Source organism: Streptomyces sp. NBC_01431, assembly GCF_036231355.1.
Taxonomy (GTDB): domain Bacteria; phylum Actinomycetota; class Actinomycetes; order Streptomycetales; family Streptomycetaceae; genus Streptomyces.
Genome location: NZ_CP109496.1, coordinates 4,565,010 through 4,580,432 on the forward strand (window position 1 = coordinate 4,565,010; position 15,423 = coordinate 4,580,432).

A 15,423-nucleotide genomic window follows, 5' to 3' on the forward strand; every position below is an offset into this window, starting at 1 on the left:
AGCGTACGGTCGGCGCGGCCGTCCGTGCCCCGTCTTGTGGCCAGGTCGAACCGGCCGTAAGGCGGGGTGGGTTGGGCCGGTCGGCGACGGACGCTGGAACCACCACGTCAACCACCACGTGGTGAGCGATACGAGGAGTGCTGTGATGGAAGCGATCGTGTTCGAGCGGTTCGGCGGTCCCGAGGTGCTGGCCCTGGGCGAGCGGGAGAAGCCGCGGCCGGGCCCCGGGCAGGTGCGGGTGAGGGTGGTCGCGGCGGGCGTCAACCCCGTCGACTACAAGATCCGCAACGGTTGGATGCAGGCGGCGTTCCCGACCCCGCTCCCCTCGGTCCCCGGTCTGGAACTGGCGGGCGTCGTGGACGAACTGGGCGACGGCGTAACCGAGTTGGAAGTGGGCGACGAGGTGTTCGGGCAGGCCGACACCGGTGCGTACGCCGAGTACGCCCTCGCCACCCATGTCGTACCCAAGCCCGCCGGGCTGAGCTGGGAGCAGGCCGTCGCGCTGCCCGTCGCGGGGGAGACCTCGGAGCGCGTCCTCAAGGAGCTCGAACTGGGGCCGGGCGAAACCCTGTTGGTGCACGGCGCCGCGGGCGTGACCGGCTCGGTCGGCGTGCAGCTCGCGGTGGCCCGGGGTGCCACGGTGATCGGCACCGCGTCCCCGGACAACCACGCCTTCCTGCGTGAGATCGGCGCGACGGCGGTGGCGTACGGGGAGGGACTGGTCGAGCGGGTCCGCGCGCTGGCCCCGCAGGGCATCGACGCGGTGTACGACGCGGCCGGGCGGGGCGCGCTGCCCGACTCGATCGAGCTGCGCGGCGGCACCACCTCCCGCATCGTCACCATCGCCGACCAGGAGGCCGCCGCCCTCGGCGTCGCCTTCAGCGGCGGTGGCACGCCGCTCCCGGGGCCCGTCTACGAGGCCCACGCCAAGCTCGCCGCCGAGGGCCGACTGCGGGTGCGCGTCGCGGAGACCTTCCCGCTCTCCGGCGCGATCAAGGCCCTGGAGCTGAGCGAGACCGGCCACGCCAAGGGCAAGCTGGTCATCAAGCCGTGACGCCGGCCCGGTAGCGCCCCGGCGTCGTGCCGTACTGCCTGCTGAAGGCGTGCGACAGGGCGTACGGGCTGCTGTAGCCGACGCGCCGGGCGATGGTGTCCAGCGCGTCGGGGGTGGCCCGGAGCAGGGCGGCGGCCCGGGTGAGCCGCCACCAGGTGAGGTACGCCATCGGCGCCCGGCCGACCAGGGCGGTGAACCGGCGTGCCAACGTGGCCCGGGACACGCCCACCCGGGCCGCCAGACGTTCGTTGCTCCAGGCCTCGGCCGGGTCCTCGTGCAGGGCACGCAGGGCCGCCGCGACCACCGGGTCGTTCAGCGCCGCCGGCCAGCGCGAGGTGGTGCTGTCCGCCATCCAGGCCCGTACGAGGTAGACGAGCAGCAGGTCGAGCAGGCTGGGCAGCGCGACCGCGGAGCCGGGGGCCGAGGTGGCGACCTCGCGCCCCAACAGGTCGATCGCGGCACGCAGTTCGCCGTGCCGGCCGGCCCGGTTCGGGATGTGCACGACATCGGGGAGCTCCGCCATCAACGGGTGGGCGTGGCGCTGGTCGAGCCGGTACTTGCCGCACAACAGCTCGGTGTCGGCTGCCGAGTTGGCCGACGGGACGGCCGCGACGCGCGCGAGGTCGACGGCCCGCTCGACGGTGGCCCGGTCGGCCGGGCGGTCGGCGATCACGTGCCCGGTGCCGTGCGGCAGCAGCACCGCGTCGCCCGTGTTCAGGCAGAGGGGCGACCCGCCGTCGGGCAGCATCCAGCAGCTTCCTGCCAGGGCGACGTGGAAGCCGGCACCCTCGTACGGGGCGATGCGGGCGCACCAACTGCCGCCCACCCGCAGCCTGGTGGAAGAGGGGCGGCCCACGCGGACCGCGGAGATCGCGTCGCTCACCACGTCCATCCGGCCAGCCTAACGATGAGCCGTTCGCGTATCCATATGAGCCGAGGAGGCATTGAGCGGCTCAGACCGCCTTCTTAGGGTGGCGGTATCGGAATCGAGCGGAAGGCGGCAGGCGTGCAGAGCATCACCTTGGGCGAGGTCGAGATCATCAGGGTCGTGGAGTGGGAGGGCGCGTTCGGGCCCGCGCGGCGGATCGTTCCCGACGCCGGCATCGAGGTGTGGAAGGCGAACGAGGACCTGCTCGGGCCGGATTTCTGGGAGCAGGACAGCGACACCTGGAGGGGGGCCCTACAGACCTGGGTGCTGCGCAGCGGCGGGCGGACCGTCCTCGTGGACACCGGGGTCGGCAACGGCCGCGAGCGGCCCAGCACTCCGATGTTCCACCACCGGAACACCGATTTCCTGGGGCAGTTGGCGCAGGCGGGGGTGCGGCCCGAAGACGTCGACGTCGTCGTCAACACCCATCTGCACGCTGATCACATCGGCTGGAACACGGTGGGCCACGGGCCCGGCGAGTGGGTGCCCGCGTTCCCCAACGCCACCTACCTCATGCCGGCCGCCGACCACGCCCACCTCGACCCGGCGGGCGGCCGCGGCCTGCGCGTGGACGACGTGGCCCTCTTCGAGGACAGCGTCGTGCCGGTGGTCCGGGCCGGGCAGGCCGTGCTGTGGGAGGGCGAGCACCGCATCGACGACAACCTCGTCCTGGAGGCCGCGCCGGGACACACGCCGGGCTCGTCCGTGCTGCGGCTGGCCTCCGGCGGCGAACGGGCGGTGTTCGTCGGCGATCTCCTGCACAGCCCGGTGCAGATCGCCGAACCGTCCTGCAACAGCTGCTTCTGCGAGGACGCGGCAGGGGCCGCCGCCACCCGGCACCGCATCCTCGGCCGCGCCGCCGACGAGCGTGAACTCGTCGTTCCTGCCCACTTCGGCGGTCCCGGCGCCTTCGAAGTGCGGCGCGAGGCAAGCCGGTTCGCGGTCCGGAACTGGGCCTCCTACAGCGCGTAACGCGTGCCCAGCTCCCAGGCGCCGTGCAGCGCGTCGGCGAACGCGGCGGCCAGCTTGTGCTCGCCGCCGACGCCCGGGTGCGTACCGTCGTAGGTGTCGCGGTGGATGTCGTACGAGGCCGGGACCGAGGCGAGCAGCAGCGGGGAGGCGGCCGAGTCGAGGTCGGCGACCGCCTTGGCGAGCAGCTCGTTGAAGCGGTCCACCTCGGCGGCGAACGGCGCGTCGGTCTCGGCCCGCACGTTGGGGATGACGGGCAGACAGACCATCCGCACGCGCGGGTTGGCCGCGCGGGCGCCCTCGACGAAGGCCCGCACGTTGGCCGCGGTCTGCTCGGCGTCCGTGTAGAAGCCGAGGTCTATCAGGCCCAGCGAGACGAGCAGCACGTCGGCCCGGCTCTCGGCGACCGCCGGGCCGATGAGCGGCGCCATGTGCAGCCAGCCCTCGCCCCAGCCCGCGAGGTGGCGGCGGGCCGCGACCGGGAAGTCCGGGGTGGCGTAGGCGTGCGAGACGGGTGCGCCGGCCGCCGGGTCGTACAGGGCGTCGCGCGGGCCGACGATCTCGTACGGGCCGCCGAAGGACGCTTCGAGGTGGCGCCACATGCGGTAGCGCCAGGTGAAGTCGCCGGGGCACCCGATGGTCATGGAGTCGCCGACGAAGAGAAAACGCATGGGGGTCATCATTACCGATCGGTACGGCGGCGGCGACGTGATGGTGGACACCCCCGGCCTTCGGACGCGGGCGTGGACACTGGGGCCATGCGTTCGCTTCTGAGGGTGTGTGCGGTGGCCGGACTCGGCCTGTTGTGCGCGGCGGGGTCCGCCACGGCCGACGACGGCGGGTTCACGATCAAGGACCCACGGATCACGGAGTCCAGCGGTCTCGCCGCCAGCCGCGCGCACCCCGGCATCTACTGGACGCACAACGACAGCGGTGACGGCCCCTATGTGTACGCGGTCGACTCGAAGACCGGGCGGACGGTGGCGACCGTCACCATGGCGGGGATCGGGCACCCGCGCGACGTGGAGGCGATCTCGATCGGGCCCGACGGCGACCTCTACGTCGGGGACATCGGCGACAACCTGGACGGCGCCTGGAACCACGTCTGGATCTACCGCTTCCACGAGCCCGCCCAGCTCAGGGACCAGACGGTCAAGGCCACCCAGTACGTCGTCCAGTACGCCGACGGGCCGCGCAACGCCGAGGCGCTGATGGTCCATCCCAAGACCGGCCGGGTCTACATCGCCTCGAAGCGCGAGAGCGGCGGCGGCCTCTACGAGGGGCCCGCGACGCTTTCGTCCTCCGGCACGAACATCTTCCGCCGGGTCGGCGAGGTGCCCTGGGTGACCGATGGCGCGTTCTCGCCGGACGGCAGGACGCTGGTGCTGCGCGGATACTTCACGGCGGCCGCGTACGCCTGGAAGGGCGGGGCGGGCAACCCGCTCGGCGACTGGAACGCGGTGCGGGGCGTGCCCGTGCAGCAGCAGTCCGAGTCGGTGACGTTCACCCCGGACGGCAACGCCCTGATGTTCGGCACGGAGGGCGCGGACAGCGAGGTGGTGCGCGTCCCCTTTGCGGGGGAAGGCGCCAAGTCGCCTGCGGGGAGCGGGAGTTCAACCGAATCGGGTGGCAGTGCGGGCAACGGGAACCTGGTGCTCGGCGCGATGGTTGTGGCGGGCGCCGCCGTGCTCGGGGTGGGCGCGAAGCGGCTCCTGCGGCGCCGGACGTAGCTCCGGGTGCCGGAGGTGCGGACCCGGCGCGCGGCCGGATCCGCACCCCGCGCGCGGGGCGTCAGCGCTGCGGCGTCGGGCACTCCTTCCAGGCCAGGTGGTAGATGGTCTGGATGTCGCCGTCGGTGGAGTCCATGGCGATGAAGCTGTTGGTCGTGGTCGGGTCCGAGGTGCCCGCGTTCACGCGCAGTTCGGTGTTGATGTTGAAGTTGCGCTGGACGCCGCAGGGGGCCCAGACGAGCTGGCCCCAGTCGGTGGAGTCGGTGGCCTGCCAGTCGTTGTCGAGCGGGCCGTTGAAGGGGTGCGATCTGCTCGCCGTGTCCGGCGAGCCCTGGAAGTAGTACGAGGCCTTCTGGGTGGCGGTCGCGCCGCCCTCCAGGTGGGCGTAGCCGCGGTAGTCGGCGCTCGCCACGGCGTAGGTGAAGCCGCTCGGGACGTGCACGATCAGGTTGAGCTGGCAGTTCTTGCGGAAGTCGGTGGCCTTGGAGCCGACGCCGACCTGGGCCAGGTACTGGCTGTAGGTGACGGTGAAGGCGGTGTTGTCCGGGGAGACGGCGACCGCGGCCGTGCCGATCGGACAGCCGGAGCCGTTGACGGTCGCGACCTCGATGACGATCTTGTCGGGCGGGGCGACGATGTGGGCGGGCGCGGCCGGGGCCGCCTGGGTGAAGAGCGAGCTGGCGAGGAACGCTGCGGTCGCGCCGCTCGCGAGAAGTGCACCGGGCATGATGCTCCGATCGGTTGTCGGTGGCCTTGCGTGGATGTGGGGAGTCCAGCCGAGCGCCCATGCCCGCGGTGCGAAAAGTAGTTGAGGCATGGACATGTCAAACCTTCGGACCGGTCCGGCCGTGGTGTGCGACGCGCCGGATCGCTTTGGATGGTAGGGACCAAGCGCCCCGCGGAATAGGGCGGTTATCGGCCGCGGCGTGAGGCGTGTGACGGCGCGCGATAGGGCCCGGCACCGTGGCGGTGCCGGGCCCCTCGTTCGCGTACGTGTCGGCTACGTACCCGGGATGTCGGCGAGCCTCAGAGCTGCTCGATGACGTAGTCGACGCAGGCCGTCAGAGCCTCGACGTCGGCCGGGTCGATCGCCGGGAACATCGCGATGCGCAGCTGGTTTCGCCCGAGCTTGCGGTACGGCTCGGTGTCGACGATGCCGTTGGCGCGCAGCACCTTGGCGATCGCGGCGGCGTCGATGTCGTCGGCGAAGTCGATCGTGCCGATGACCTGCGAACGCTTCGCCGGGTCGGTGACGAAGGGGGAGGCGTGCTTGGAGTCCTCGGCCCAGCCGTACAGGGTGCGCGAGGAGGTCGCGGTGCGCCGCACCGACCAGTCGAGCCCACCCTGGCCGTTGATCCACTTCAGCTGCTCGTTGAGCAGGAACAGGGTGGACAGGGCAGGGGTGTTGTACGTCTGGTTCTTCAGCGAGTTGTCGATCGCGGTCGGCAGCGAGAAGAACTCGGGCACATGGCGGCCGCCGGCGTGGACGCGCTGGGCGCGTTCCAGGGCGGCGGGCGAGAACGCCGCGAGCCACAGGCCGCCGTCCGAGGCGAACGACTTCTGCGGGGCGAAGTAGTAGACGTCCGTCTCGGTGATGTCGACCGGCAGGCCGCCCGCGCCGGAGGTGGCGTCCACCAGGACGAGGGCGCCCTCGTCGGCTCCCGCCACGCGCTTGATCGGGGCGGCGACACCGGTGGAGGTCTCGTTGTGGGTGAACGCGTACACGTCCACGCCCGCCTCGGCCCGCGGGTCCGGGTGCGTACCCGGGTCGCTGCTGATGACGGTCGGCTCGGCCAGCCAGGGCGCCAGCTTGGCGGCCTTCGCGAACTTGGACGAGAACTCGCCGAAGTTCAGGTGCTGGGACTTGTTCTCGATCAGGCCGTGCGTCGCGACGTCCCAGAACGCGGTGGAGCCGCCGTTGCCCAGGATCACCTCGTAGCCCTCGGGGAGGGAGAAGAGGTCACGGATGCCCTGGCGCACCTCGCCGACCAGGTTCTTGACCGGGGCCTGGCGGTGGGAGGTGCCGAGGAGGGAGGTACCGGTGGCGGCCAGGGCGTCCAGCGCCTCCGTACGCACCTTGGAGGGGCCCGCGCCGAAACGGCCGTCGGCGGGCTTCATGTCAGCGGGAATCTGGATTTCAGCCACGGCGGGAGCGTATCCGGTTCCGGGCCACCCGGTCCGCCAGGTCCGCCCGATGAGACGGGCCCCACAGACCGGGCCGGGACCGCCTGGGGCTCGTCGCCAGGGGCGCGGGGGAACTGCGCGACCGGCCACCGGCGGCCCGCAGGCCGAGAGCGGGTTCTGGGGCGCGGGGAACTGCGCGACCGGCCGGCCACGGTCCGCGGCCGAAATCCAGCCCCTCCGGCGTTGAGGAGCAGGGGGCCGGGGGCAAAGCCCCCCCCGGTCAGCCCAGCCGCACCGGCAGGTCGAACAGGTCGTTCTGGGTCACGATCGGCTTGTTGCGGAGCTCGGCGCGCGGGACCGCCAGGGCCAACCCAGGAAAGCGGGCGTACAGGGCCGGAAGGGCGACAGCGGCCTCCAGACGGGACAGGGCCGCTCCGGGGCAGACGTGCGGGCCGTGGCCGAAGGAGATGTGCCGCACCGGCGCGCGGGTCACGTCGAAGTCGCCCGCGGTCGGCCCGTGCTGCGCCTCGTCCCGCCCGATCGCACCGAACGAGACGATCAGCGCCTCCCCCGCGGGGAGGACCCGGTCGCCCACCGCCACGTCCTCGGTCGCGAAACGGAACAGGACGTGCGACGTCGGCGTGGACCAGCGCAACGTCTCCTCGATCACGTTCTCCCACGGCACCGCCCCCGTCAGCACCAGCTCGCGCTGCTCGGGGTGGGTCTCCAGGGCCACCACCGCGTTCACGATGAGGCTGATCGTGGTCTCGTGGCCCGCCGCGACCATCAGCTGGAGGGTGTTGGTGATCTCCTCCGTCGTGAGGTGGTCGCCGTCCTCGGACGCCGCGAGCAGCGCACTGGTCAGGTCGTCGCCCGGCGCGCGCCGCTTGGACTCGACGATCCGCCCGAACAGCTCGCCCAGGTCCGCCATCATGCCCGGCACCTCATCGGGCGGCGTCTGCGTCGAGAAGAACTTCTCGAACAGGGCCTTCATGCGCGGGTGATCGGCCGAGTCCACGCCCATCAGCTCGCTGACGACGTTCATCGGCAGCGGATACGCGAACTCCGCCTTCAGGTCGACCACTTCACCGGCGGGACGCGCGGCGAGACGGTCCAGCATGGACCCGGTCAGCTTCTCGATGCCCGCCCGCAGTCGCTCCACCCGGCGCACGGTCAGCGCCTGTGCGACCAGGGTGCGAAGCCGCCGGTGCTCCTCGCCGTCGACCGTCAGCATCGACCGGCCCGGGTTGGCGAGCCCGATCAGCGGCCAGTCCAGCGGTATCTCGCCGCGCTGCCAGGCACCCCACGCGCCGATGTCCTTGACCAGGCGCGCATCGGTGAGCAGCCGGCGGGCCTCCGCGTGGTGCGTCACGGAGTAGCAGGCCACCCCGCCGGGCAGCACGACCCGTACCAGCGGACCGGCCGCGCGCAGCGCCGCGCTCTCGGCGTCGAGGTCGCCGACGAACGGGTCGAGGGTGATGGCACCGCCGTGGTCGACGGGGCACTTCGTCGGGCTGCTCATCTGACTGCTCCAAGGGCGGGAGTGGGAGTGAACGTGACGGGAAGCTCAGTCAGGCCTCGTAGCCACGGGGACGGCCGACGGGTCAACGGCCCCGCGTTCGGGGCGAGATCGACGTCCGGCAGCCGGTCGAGCAGCACCTCGATCCCGGTGCGCGCGATGACCTCGGCGACCTCCTGCGCGGGGAAGGGGCAGCGGTGCTCGCCGTGCCCGAACGAGAAGAAGGCGTTGTTCCCGCCGGTCAGCGCGCCCGCGTCGGTCCGTACCTGCGGGTCGCCGTTGGCCGCGGCGAGGCCGAGCAGCAGCAGGTCGCCGGCGCGGACGTGCCGGCCGCCGAGCCGGGTGTCGCGGGCGGCCCAGCGGCCCGCCACGTTCTGGGTGGGGGTGTCCTCCCAGAGCACCTCGTTCATGGCCTCGCCGACGCTGTGCCGGCCGCCCGCGAGGGAGGCCGCGAACCGGTCGTCGGTGAGCATCAGGCGCAGCGAGTTGCCGATCCAGTCGGCGGTGGGCTGGTGGCCCGCGGCCAACATCACCATGAGGTCCTGGCCGACCTCCTCGACGGTGAAGCCGTACGGATTGGCGAGCATCCGGGACGCCACGTCCTCGCCCGGCTCGACCTGCTTGGCGGTGAGCAGCGCGTACATCGACTCGGCGAGATGGCGCTGGCCCTCAAGGGCGCCCTCCCTGCCGTTGACCATGTCGTTCAGGGCGGTGACCAGGCCGGGGCCCTGCTCGTCGGCGAACCCGTAGAGCCGGGCCAGCACCCGGACCGGCAGGAGCATCGCGTACTGGCCGACGATGTCGGCGGTGGTGCCGGTGCACAGGGCGTCGATGAGCTCGTCCGCGAACCGCTCGGCGTGGCTGCGCAGTTCGAAGGGGTCGACGGCCTCCAGGGCATCGGAGACCATCGCGGCGCGCTCGCGGTGGCGCTCGCCGACCGTGTACAGGATCGACGGCTGCTTGCGCCCGATCATGGGGAGCAGCGGCCAGTCGGCGGGGATGCGGTCCCACTGGTTCCACAGGTCGGAGTCGCGTGAGAACAGCATCGGGTCGCTGGTGACCTGGTGCAGCTCGCGGTAGCCGAGGACCAGCCAGGCCGGGACGTCACCGTCGAGGACGACGGGTGCCACGGCGCCGTGGTCGCGCCGCATGTCCCGGTACAGCGCGTTCGGTTCGGTCTGGAACCGGGGCCCGCTCAGCGGGACGGGGGCGGGAATGGGGCACGTCACGGTATGAGCTCCGGTGCCTTCTGCAGGCGTGCGAGATGTTCTACGAGGGTGATGAGGACGGACTTGCTGGACTGGCGGGACCGGGCGTCGCATCGCATCAGCGGCACCTCGGGGGGCAGGTCGAGCGCCTCGCGGACCTGGGCCTCGGTGTGCGGGGGCCCACCGAAGTCGTTGCAGGCCACGACGAACGGCGTGCCGTGGTGTTCCAGGCGGTCGATGGCGTACCAGGAGTCCGCGAGGCGGCGCGTGTCGACGAGGACGACCGCGCCGAGCGTGCCCGCGAACAGCCGGTCCCACAGGAACCAGAACCGCTCCTGGCCGGGCGCGCCGAACAGGTACAGGACGTTGTGCGCGTCCAGCGTGATGCGGCCGAAGTCGAAGGCGACGGTGGTGGCCGACTTCGTGCCGACGCCGTCGAGGTCGTCCACCGCCTCGCCGGCCTTGGTCATGGTCTCCTCGGTGTTCAGCGGACGTATCTCGCTGACCGAGCGCACCATGGTCGTCTTTCCGACGCCGAAACCACCGACGACGACGATTTTCAGGCCGTTGTCCGCGGTTCTCGCCAGGGCGGGCCGTTCAGAGATTTCGGAGGCCAACGAGCACCTGCTCCAGGATGTCGGAATCGGGAAGGCGGTGGGCCGAGCGTGGATGGCGGGCGCTGATCGCGCCGGTGGCGTGCAGGTCGGCGAGCAGGATGCGCGCCACCGTGACGGGCAGGCCCAGCTCGGCCGCGATCTCCACGACCGCCGTGGGGAAGCGGCACATGCGCAGGATCGCCACGTGCTCGGACTGCATGCCGGGCGCCGGATCTGACTCGGTGACCACCAGGGTGACCAGGTCGAAGGCGTCCGAGCCGGAGCGGCTGCGGCCGCCGGTGAGGGTGTAGAGCCGGTCCGGCGAGTCGTCCCGGCCCGGCCTGCTCATGCCCGCGGCTCGGCGCTGAGGTATTCGCCGAGCTGCTCCACCAGCTCGGACATGTTGTGTCCGACGAGCCCGGCGTCCGCGTCCTCGGCGGCGACCACCGCGAGGTGCGCGCCCTCGCCGGCCTCGACGATGAAGAGGATGCCGCCGTAGAACTCGGCCATCGCGGAGCGCACCCCGCCACTCCCGTCGCCGAACTCCATCGACGCCCCGTGCGACAGGCTCTGGATGCCCGCGGCGATCGCGGCGAGCTGGTCGGCCTGGTCGACGGAGAGCTCCGGCGTGCGGCACAGCTTGAGGCCGTCGCGGGACAGGACGAGCGCGTGGCGTGCGCCGGGCGTGCGCTGGAGCAGGTTCTCCAGGAGCCAGTTGAGCTTCTCGTCGGTGGTGGTGCCGGTCATTCGGGGGTGCCTTCCGGGGTGGGTGATTTCGCGCGTACGGCCTGGCGGAAGCTGCTGAAGCGGGCGGCCGCCCGGGATGCGGCGTCCGATGCGGGGGCCGGGGCCGCCAGGGCGTCGGGACCCTCGGGGTGGGCGGCGGCCAGCGCCCGGCCGCGCTTGCGCTTGGGCAGCCCGCTCTCGCCGAACTGCGGGAATTCGCCACTGGTTTCGGCGCTGGGTTCGGCGGGGGACCCGGAGCGCGTCGCGGCGGCGCCCTGGGCATCGGACGCCGGTTCGTGGGCGGCCTCCGGCTCGGGTGCCGCCTGCGGTGCCTGCGACTCGCGCGGTGCCTGCGGCGCCTGTGGCTCGTGCGGTACGACGGTGGCGGGCGCGGCCGGAGTGGTGGCGACGTGGGTGATCAGTTCGTGCGGGAGCAGCATCAGCGCGCCGGTGCCGCCGCGCGCGGACGGCCGGAACGACACCGTGAGGCCGTGCTTGCGCGCCAGGCGGCCGACGACCGCGAGGCCGAGCCGTGTTCCGGAGAGCCCGGCCAGGTCCGTGGACTGGCCGGAAACAGCCTGCTCGGCGCGGCGCTGCTGCACCTCGCTCATCACCAGACCGCTGTCCTCGACCGTGATGATCACCCCGGCCGGGACGTCCTCCACGTACACGTGGACCTCGGCGCTCGGCGGCGAGAAGTTGGCCGCGTTGTCGAGGAGTTCGGCCAGGGCGTGCATGACGCCCTCGGCGGCGTGCCCGGCGACGGCCGCGTCGCTGGTGGAGTGCAGCCGGACGCGCTGATAGCCGCCGATGCGCCCCATGGCGCCGCGCAGGATGGATTCCATGACGATGGGCTTGGCCCAGCGGCGCCCCGAACGCGCCCCGGTCAGTACGGCGATGGAGTCCGCGAGGCGGCCCGCCTGGGCGGTGCGGTGGTCGAGGTGGAGGAGGTCGCCGAGCACGTCCTCGTCGGCGTGCCGGTGCTCCATCTCGCGCAGGTCGGCGAGCATGCCGGTGGCCAGCGCCTGCATGCGGCCCGCCGCGTTGGCGGTGGCGGCGAGGGCGGCGGCCCGCGCCGACTCGGCGCGGCGCAGCTCGGCGGCGTGGGCGGCGAGCATGGCCTTGCGCTCGGCGGCCTGCGCGGCGTCCAGGCGTACCGCGTCGGCGCTGCGCCGGGCGGCGTTGGCCTCCTGGGCGCTGATCTGGTGGTTGAGGTCGGCGAGCCGGGAGCGCAGGACGCGGTTGCGCAGCACGGTGTGCGTCACGGCATAGGCGCCGGCGCTCAGCAGTGCCGCCGCACCGCCGAGGCTCCAGCCGAGTACGGCGCGGGAGCCGGGCGCGGCCGCGACCACCGCCACCGTGCAGAACACGCCGGTGACCACCGCCGTGATCAGCAGGGCCAGCGTGGAGGGGCGGGTGGTGGAGGGCGACGCCGTCATCGATCAATGCCTTACAGCGCTAATGGCGGGCGAAACGGAAGGAAGTGTTCCTGGAGGGGGCCGGTAATGAGGGGTAACTATAGGAGAGTTGGTGAGCGAAATGGATAGTTCTTGGTGAAGATTGCGGCTCATTGTGGTCGCTGAAGGGCCTCGGAGAGCCATATTCCGGCCATCTGAGGCTGTATCAGGACAGGGCGGCAGCGCCGCGCCCGGCTCGCGAGCGGCCGGTCTCGGGCCCGGAACCGGCCCGCGCCGGGGCATCCTGGGCCCATGGAGGATGGCGCGCAGAACACCGGACCCGAACGCGAGCTGGAGCGGGAGCTGTTGCGGGTGGTGCGCGGCCGGGTGGACTTCACGGCCACCGCCCGCGCCCTGACGACGATGGACGCCTCGAACTACCGCCGGGTACCCCTGGGCGTGGTCGCCCCGCGCGACGCGGACGACGTGGCGGCCGTCCTTGAGGTCTGCCGGACGTACGGGGTGCCGGTGGTGTCGCGCGGTGGCGGCACCTCGATCGCGGGCCAGGCGACCGGCACCGGGGTCGTGCTCGACTTCACCCGCTTCATGCGCTCACTCGTCTCGGTCAATGCCGAGGAGCGGACTGCCGTGGTGCAGCCGGGAGTTGTGCTCGACGTACTGCGCGAGGCGGTCGCCCCGTACGGGCTCACCTTCGGGCCCGATCCCTCGACGCACAGCCGGTGCACGCTGGGCGGGATGATCGGCAACAACGCGTGCGGATCGCACTCGGTGGCCTGGGGGACGACGGCCGACAACATCCGTGACCTCGGCGTCGTCGGCGCCCAGGGCACGTTTCACCACCTTGCGCAGGGCTGGCGGAACTCGACGGCGCCTGCCGGACTGAGCGATTTCGTCAGCCGTCATCTGTCGATCCTGCGCACCGGCTACCCCCAGGATCTGCCGCGCCGCATCTCCGGCTACGCCCTGGACGCCCTGCTCCCCGAGCGCGGCGCCGATCTCGCGCGGGCGTTCTGCGGCAGTGAGGGCACGCTGGGGGTGGTCACCGAGGCGACCGTCCGCCTGGTGGAGCCACCGCCCGCCCTCGCCCTCGCCGTGCTCGGCTACGCGGATGAGAGCGCGGCGGCCGAGGCGGCCCCCGGGCTCCTCCGGTACCGCCCGCTGACCGTGGAGGGCATGGCCGCCGACCTCGTACGGGTGCGCGGCGAGGTCGGACTGCCGCGCGGCGGGGCCTGGCTGTTCGTGGAGAGCGGTGGGGCGACGGAGAGCGAAGCGCGGGCGCGCGCCGCGGAGCTGGCGCGCGCGGGAGACGCGCTCGCGACCGCCGTGGTGAGCGACCCGGCCGGGATGCGCGCGCTGTGGCGGATCCGCGAGGACGCCGCGGGCACCGCGACCCGGATGCCCGACGGCACCGAGGCCTGGCCCGGCTGGGAGGACTGCGCGGTGCCGCCCGCCCGACTGGGCACGTATCTGAAGGAGTTCCGCAACCTCCTCTCATCCCACGAGCTGCGCGGCGCCCCGTACGGGCACTTCGGGGACGGCTGCATTCATGTCCGCATCGACTTCGACCTGTTGACGCCCGCCGGTATTGCGCGCTTCAGGGACTTCTCCGAGGACCTGGCCGGCCTGGTCGTCGCGCACGGCGGCTCGCTCAGCGGCGAACACGGCGACGGGCAGGCCCGCGCCGAGCTGCTCCCGAAGATGTACGGGAGTGAACTGGTCGGCGTCTTCGGCGAGTTCAAGGACCTCTGGGACCCGGCCGGGATCCTCAACCCAGGCATCCTCGCCCGGCCCGCCCGGCTCGACGAGAACCTGCGCTTCGAGGTGCTGCCGCGGCGGCCGGTGGACGTGGCGTTCGGCTACCCGCACGACGGGGGCGACTTCACGGCGGCGGTCCGCAGATGTGTGGGCGTCGCCAAATGCCGTACGGAGAAGGGGAGTTCAGCCGATGTGATGTGCCCGTCCTTCCGGGCCACCGGGGAGGAGCAGCATTCGACGCGGGGCCGGGCCCGGCTGCTGCACGAGATGCTCGCGGGGGAGGTGGTCACGGACGGCTGGCGCTCCGAGGAGGTGCGCGACGCGCTCGATCTGTGCCTGTCCTGCAAGGGCTGCCGCAGCGACTGCCCGGTCGGCGTGGACATGGCCACGTACAAGGCGGAGTTCCTGCACCAGCACTACCAGGGGCGCCGCCGTCCCGCCGCCCACTACGCGATGGGCCGGCTCCCCGAGTGGCTGCGGGTGGCCGCGCCGCTGGCCCGCCCGCTGAACGCGGCGGCCCGCGTCCGCCCGCTGGCCGCCCTCGCCAAACAGCTCGCCGGGATCGCGCCGGAGCGGACGCTCCCGGCTCTCGCGCCGCGCACCTTCCTGCGCGCCGTGCGGAGCAGGCCGGCACCGCCGGACCCGGACGTGATCCTGTGGCCGGACACCTTCACCAACCACCTCTCCCCGCAGGTGGGCCGGGCGGCTCTGCGCGTCCTGGCGGACGCGGGGGTGGACGCGGCACTCCCGGCGGGCCGCGTCTGCTGCGGCCTCACCTACGTCTCCACCGGACAGCTCGACCGCGCGCGGACGGTCATGCGCCGCACCCTGGACGTCATGGACCCGCTCCTGGGCGAGGCGGGCCTGTCCGTCGTCGTACTCGAACCGAGCTGCGCGGCCGCCCTGCGTACGGACCTGCCCGAGCTGCTCCCCGCCGATCCGCGGGCCGCCCGCCTCGCGGCCGCGGTGCGCACCTTCGCGCAGGCCGTCGAGGAGCGCGCGCCGTACTGGGACCCGCCGCGGGTCGACCGCCCGGTCGTGGGGCAGACCCACTGCCATCAGCACGCGGTGCTGGGGGACGCCGCCGAGCGCCGGCTGCGCGAGAAGGCGGGCCTGACGGGCGGGCTGAGCGGGGGCTGCTGCGGGCTCGCCGGGAACTTCGGGTTCGAACGCGGCCACTGGGAGGTGTCGGTGGCCTGCGCGGAGGAACAGCTGCTCCCCGCGGTACGGGACGCTCCGCCCGGCACCGAAGTGCTGGCCGACGGCTACTCCTGCCGTACGCAGCTGGCCCAGTTGGCCGGTCGCAGGGCCCGGCACCTCGCCGAGGTGCTCGCGGAGCGGCTGGACGGTGAGGGGTAGGAAGCCGAAGCGCCGCTTACATTAGATGGAGGGCACC

14 protein-coding genes are annotated in these 15,423 nt (G+C 72.6%); 4 read left to right on the forward strand and 10 right to left on the reverse strand.

The genetic code is table 11. The features are described from left to right. The first annotated feature begins 145 nt into the window (after window positions 1-145). The gene (locus OG522_RS21060; RefSeq protein ID WP_329464537.1) at window positions 146-1,054 is read left to right on the forward strand and encodes an NADP-dependent oxidoreductase; all 909 of its coding nucleotides are present in this window, start codon (window positions 146-148) and stop codon (window positions 1,052-1,054) included. Here OG522_RS21060 and OG522_RS21065 read toward each other — a convergent pair. Beyond that, window positions 1,044-1,946 carry an AraC family transcriptional regulator gene (locus OG522_RS21065; RefSeq protein WP_329464538.1) on the reverse strand — a complete coding sequence of 301 codons (903 nt, stop codon included), beginning with the start codon at window positions 1,944-1,946 and terminating at the stop codon, window positions 1,044-1,046. The genes OG522_RS21060 and OG522_RS21065 overlap by 11 nt on opposite strands. Before the next feature lie 114 nt (window positions 1,947-2,060). Between OG522_RS21065 and OG522_RS21070 the strand changes: the two genes are divergently transcribed. After that, the gene (locus tag OG522_RS21070) at window positions 2,061-2,954 is read left to right on the forward strand and encodes an MBL fold metallo-hydrolase (RefSeq protein ID WP_329464539.1); all 894 of its coding nucleotides are present in this window, start codon (window positions 2,061-2,063) and stop codon (window positions 2,952-2,954) included. Here the strand turns inward: OG522_RS21070 and OG522_RS21075 are convergent. Then, complete coding sequence (locus OG522_RS21075) at window positions 2,942-3,622, reverse strand: SGNH/GDSL hydrolase family protein (RefSeq protein ID WP_329464540.1); 681 nt, start codon at window positions 3,620-3,622, stop codon at window positions 2,942-2,944. The genes OG522_RS21070 and OG522_RS21075 overlap by 13 nt on opposite strands. A gap of 87 nt (window positions 3,623-3,709) precedes the next feature. On the opposite strand from OG522_RS21075, the gene OG522_RS21080 reads away from it, so the two are divergent. Further along, on the forward strand, window positions 3,710-4,681 hold the full coding sequence (locus OG522_RS21080; RefSeq protein WP_329464541.1) for a WD40 repeat domain-containing protein: 972 nt from the start codon (window positions 3,710-3,712) through the stop codon (window positions 4,679-4,681). Window positions 4,682-4,742: 61 nt separating this feature from the next. On the opposite strand, the gene OG522_RS21085 is transcribed toward OG522_RS21080, so the two are convergent. The 8 genes from OG522_RS21085 to OG522_RS21120 form a co-directional block, all read right to left on the reverse strand. Next, window positions 4,743-5,408 (reverse strand): DUF4360 domain-containing protein, encoded by a 666-nt coding sequence (locus OG522_RS21085; RefSeq protein WP_329464542.1) that lies wholly within the window; start codon window positions 5,406-5,408, stop codon window positions 4,743-4,745. A 299-nt stretch (window positions 5,409-5,707) separates the two neighbouring features. Beyond that, entirely contained in the window at window positions 5,708-6,826 is a 1,119-nt protein-coding gene (gene serC, locus OG522_RS21090; protein ID WP_329464543.1) for a phosphoserine transaminase, read from the reverse strand. Between the two features lie 259 nt (window positions 6,827-7,085). Then, window positions 7,086-8,327, reverse strand: coding sequence for a cytochrome P450 family protein (locus OG522_RS21095; protein WP_329464544.1), 1,242 nt, complete (start codon window positions 8,325-8,327; stop codon window positions 7,086-7,088). After that, complete coding sequence (locus OG522_RS21100) at window positions 8,324-9,646, reverse strand: cytochrome P450 (RefSeq protein WP_443074724.1); 1,323 nt, start codon at window positions 9,644-9,646, stop codon at window positions 8,324-8,326. The genes OG522_RS21095 and OG522_RS21100 overlap by 4 nt, the downstream gene beginning before the upstream one ends. Further along, complete coding sequence (locus OG522_RS21105) at window positions 9,550-10,149, reverse strand: GTP-binding protein (protein ID WP_329464546.1); 600 nt, start codon at window positions 10,147-10,149, stop codon at window positions 9,550-9,552. Before OG522_RS21105 ends, OG522_RS21100 begins: the two co-directional genes overlap by 97 nt. Next, window positions 10,130-10,477: a DUF742 domain-containing protein gene (locus tag OG522_RS21110; RefSeq protein ID WP_329464547.1), complete on the reverse strand. Its 348-nt coding sequence runs from the start codon at window positions 10,475-10,477 to the stop codon at window positions 10,130-10,132. The genes OG522_RS21105 and OG522_RS21110 overlap by 20 nt, the downstream gene beginning before the upstream one ends. After that, entirely contained in the window at window positions 10,474-10,875 is a 402-nt protein-coding gene (locus OG522_RS21115; protein WP_100573913.1) for a roadblock/LC7 domain-containing protein, read from the reverse strand. Before OG522_RS21115 ends, OG522_RS21110 begins: the two co-directional genes overlap by 4 nt. Beyond that, complete coding sequence (locus tag OG522_RS21120) at window positions 10,872-12,293, reverse strand: sensor histidine kinase (protein ID WP_329464548.1); 1,422 nt, start codon at window positions 12,291-12,293, stop codon at window positions 10,872-10,874. The genes OG522_RS21115 and OG522_RS21120 overlap by 4 nt, the downstream gene beginning before the upstream one ends. 270 nt (window positions 12,294-12,563) lie before the next feature. Here OG522_RS21120 and OG522_RS21125 point away from each other — a divergent pair, with 270 nt between their 5' ends. Next, a complete protein-coding gene (locus OG522_RS21125) occupies window positions 12,564-15,386 on the forward strand; it encodes an FAD-binding and (Fe-S)-binding domain-containing protein (protein WP_329464549.1) in 2,823 nt (940 codons plus the stop codon). The last annotated feature ends 37 nt before the right edge of the window (window positions 15,387-15,423 follow it).

Bases quoted from the DNA above. Each gene is read 5' to 3' on its own strand.
- OG522_RS21100 (WP_443074724.1), bottom strand. From the start codon at position 9,646: ATGCGACGCCCGGTCCCGCCAGTCCAGCAAGTCCGTCCTCATCACCCT.
- OG522_RS21080 (WP_329464541.1), top strand. From the start codon at position 3,710: ATGCGTTCGCTTCTGAGGGTGTGTGCGGTGGCCGGACTCGGCCTGTTG.
- OG522_RS21075 (WP_329464540.1), bottom strand. From the start codon at position 3,622: ATGCGTTTTCTCTTCGTCGGCGACTCCATGACCATCGGGTGCCCCGGC.
- OG522_RS21065 (WP_329464538.1), bottom strand. From the start codon at position 1,946: ATGGACGTGGTGAGCGACGCGATCTCCGCGGTCCGCGTGGGCCGCCCC.
- OG522_RS21060 (WP_329464537.1), top strand. From the start codon at position 146: ATGGAAGCGATCGTGTTCGAGCGGTTCGGCGGTCCCGAGGTGCTGGCC.
- OG522_RS21120 (WP_329464548.1), bottom strand. From the start codon at position 12,293: ATGACGGCGTCGCCCTCCACCACCCGCCCCTCCACGCTGGCCCTGCTG.
- OG522_RS21110 (WP_329464547.1), bottom strand. From the start codon at position 10,477: ATGAGCAGGCCGGGCCGGGACGACTCGCCGGACCGGCTCTACACCCTC.
- OG522_RS21095 (WP_329464544.1), bottom strand. From the start codon at position 8,327: ATGAGCAGCCCGACGAAGTGCCCCGTCGACCACGGCGGTGCCATCACC.
- OG522_RS21085 (WP_329464542.1), bottom strand. From the start codon at position 5,408: ATGCCCGGTGCACTTCTCGCGAGCGGCGCGACCGCAGCGTTCCTCGCC.
- OG522_RS21115 (WP_100573913.1), bottom strand. From the start codon at position 10,875: ATGACCGGCACCACCACCGACGAGAAGCTCAACTGGCTCCTGGAGAAC.
- OG522_RS21125 (WP_329464549.1), top strand. From the start codon at position 12,564: ATGGAGGATGGCGCGCAGAACACCGGACCCGAACGCGAGCTGGAGCGG.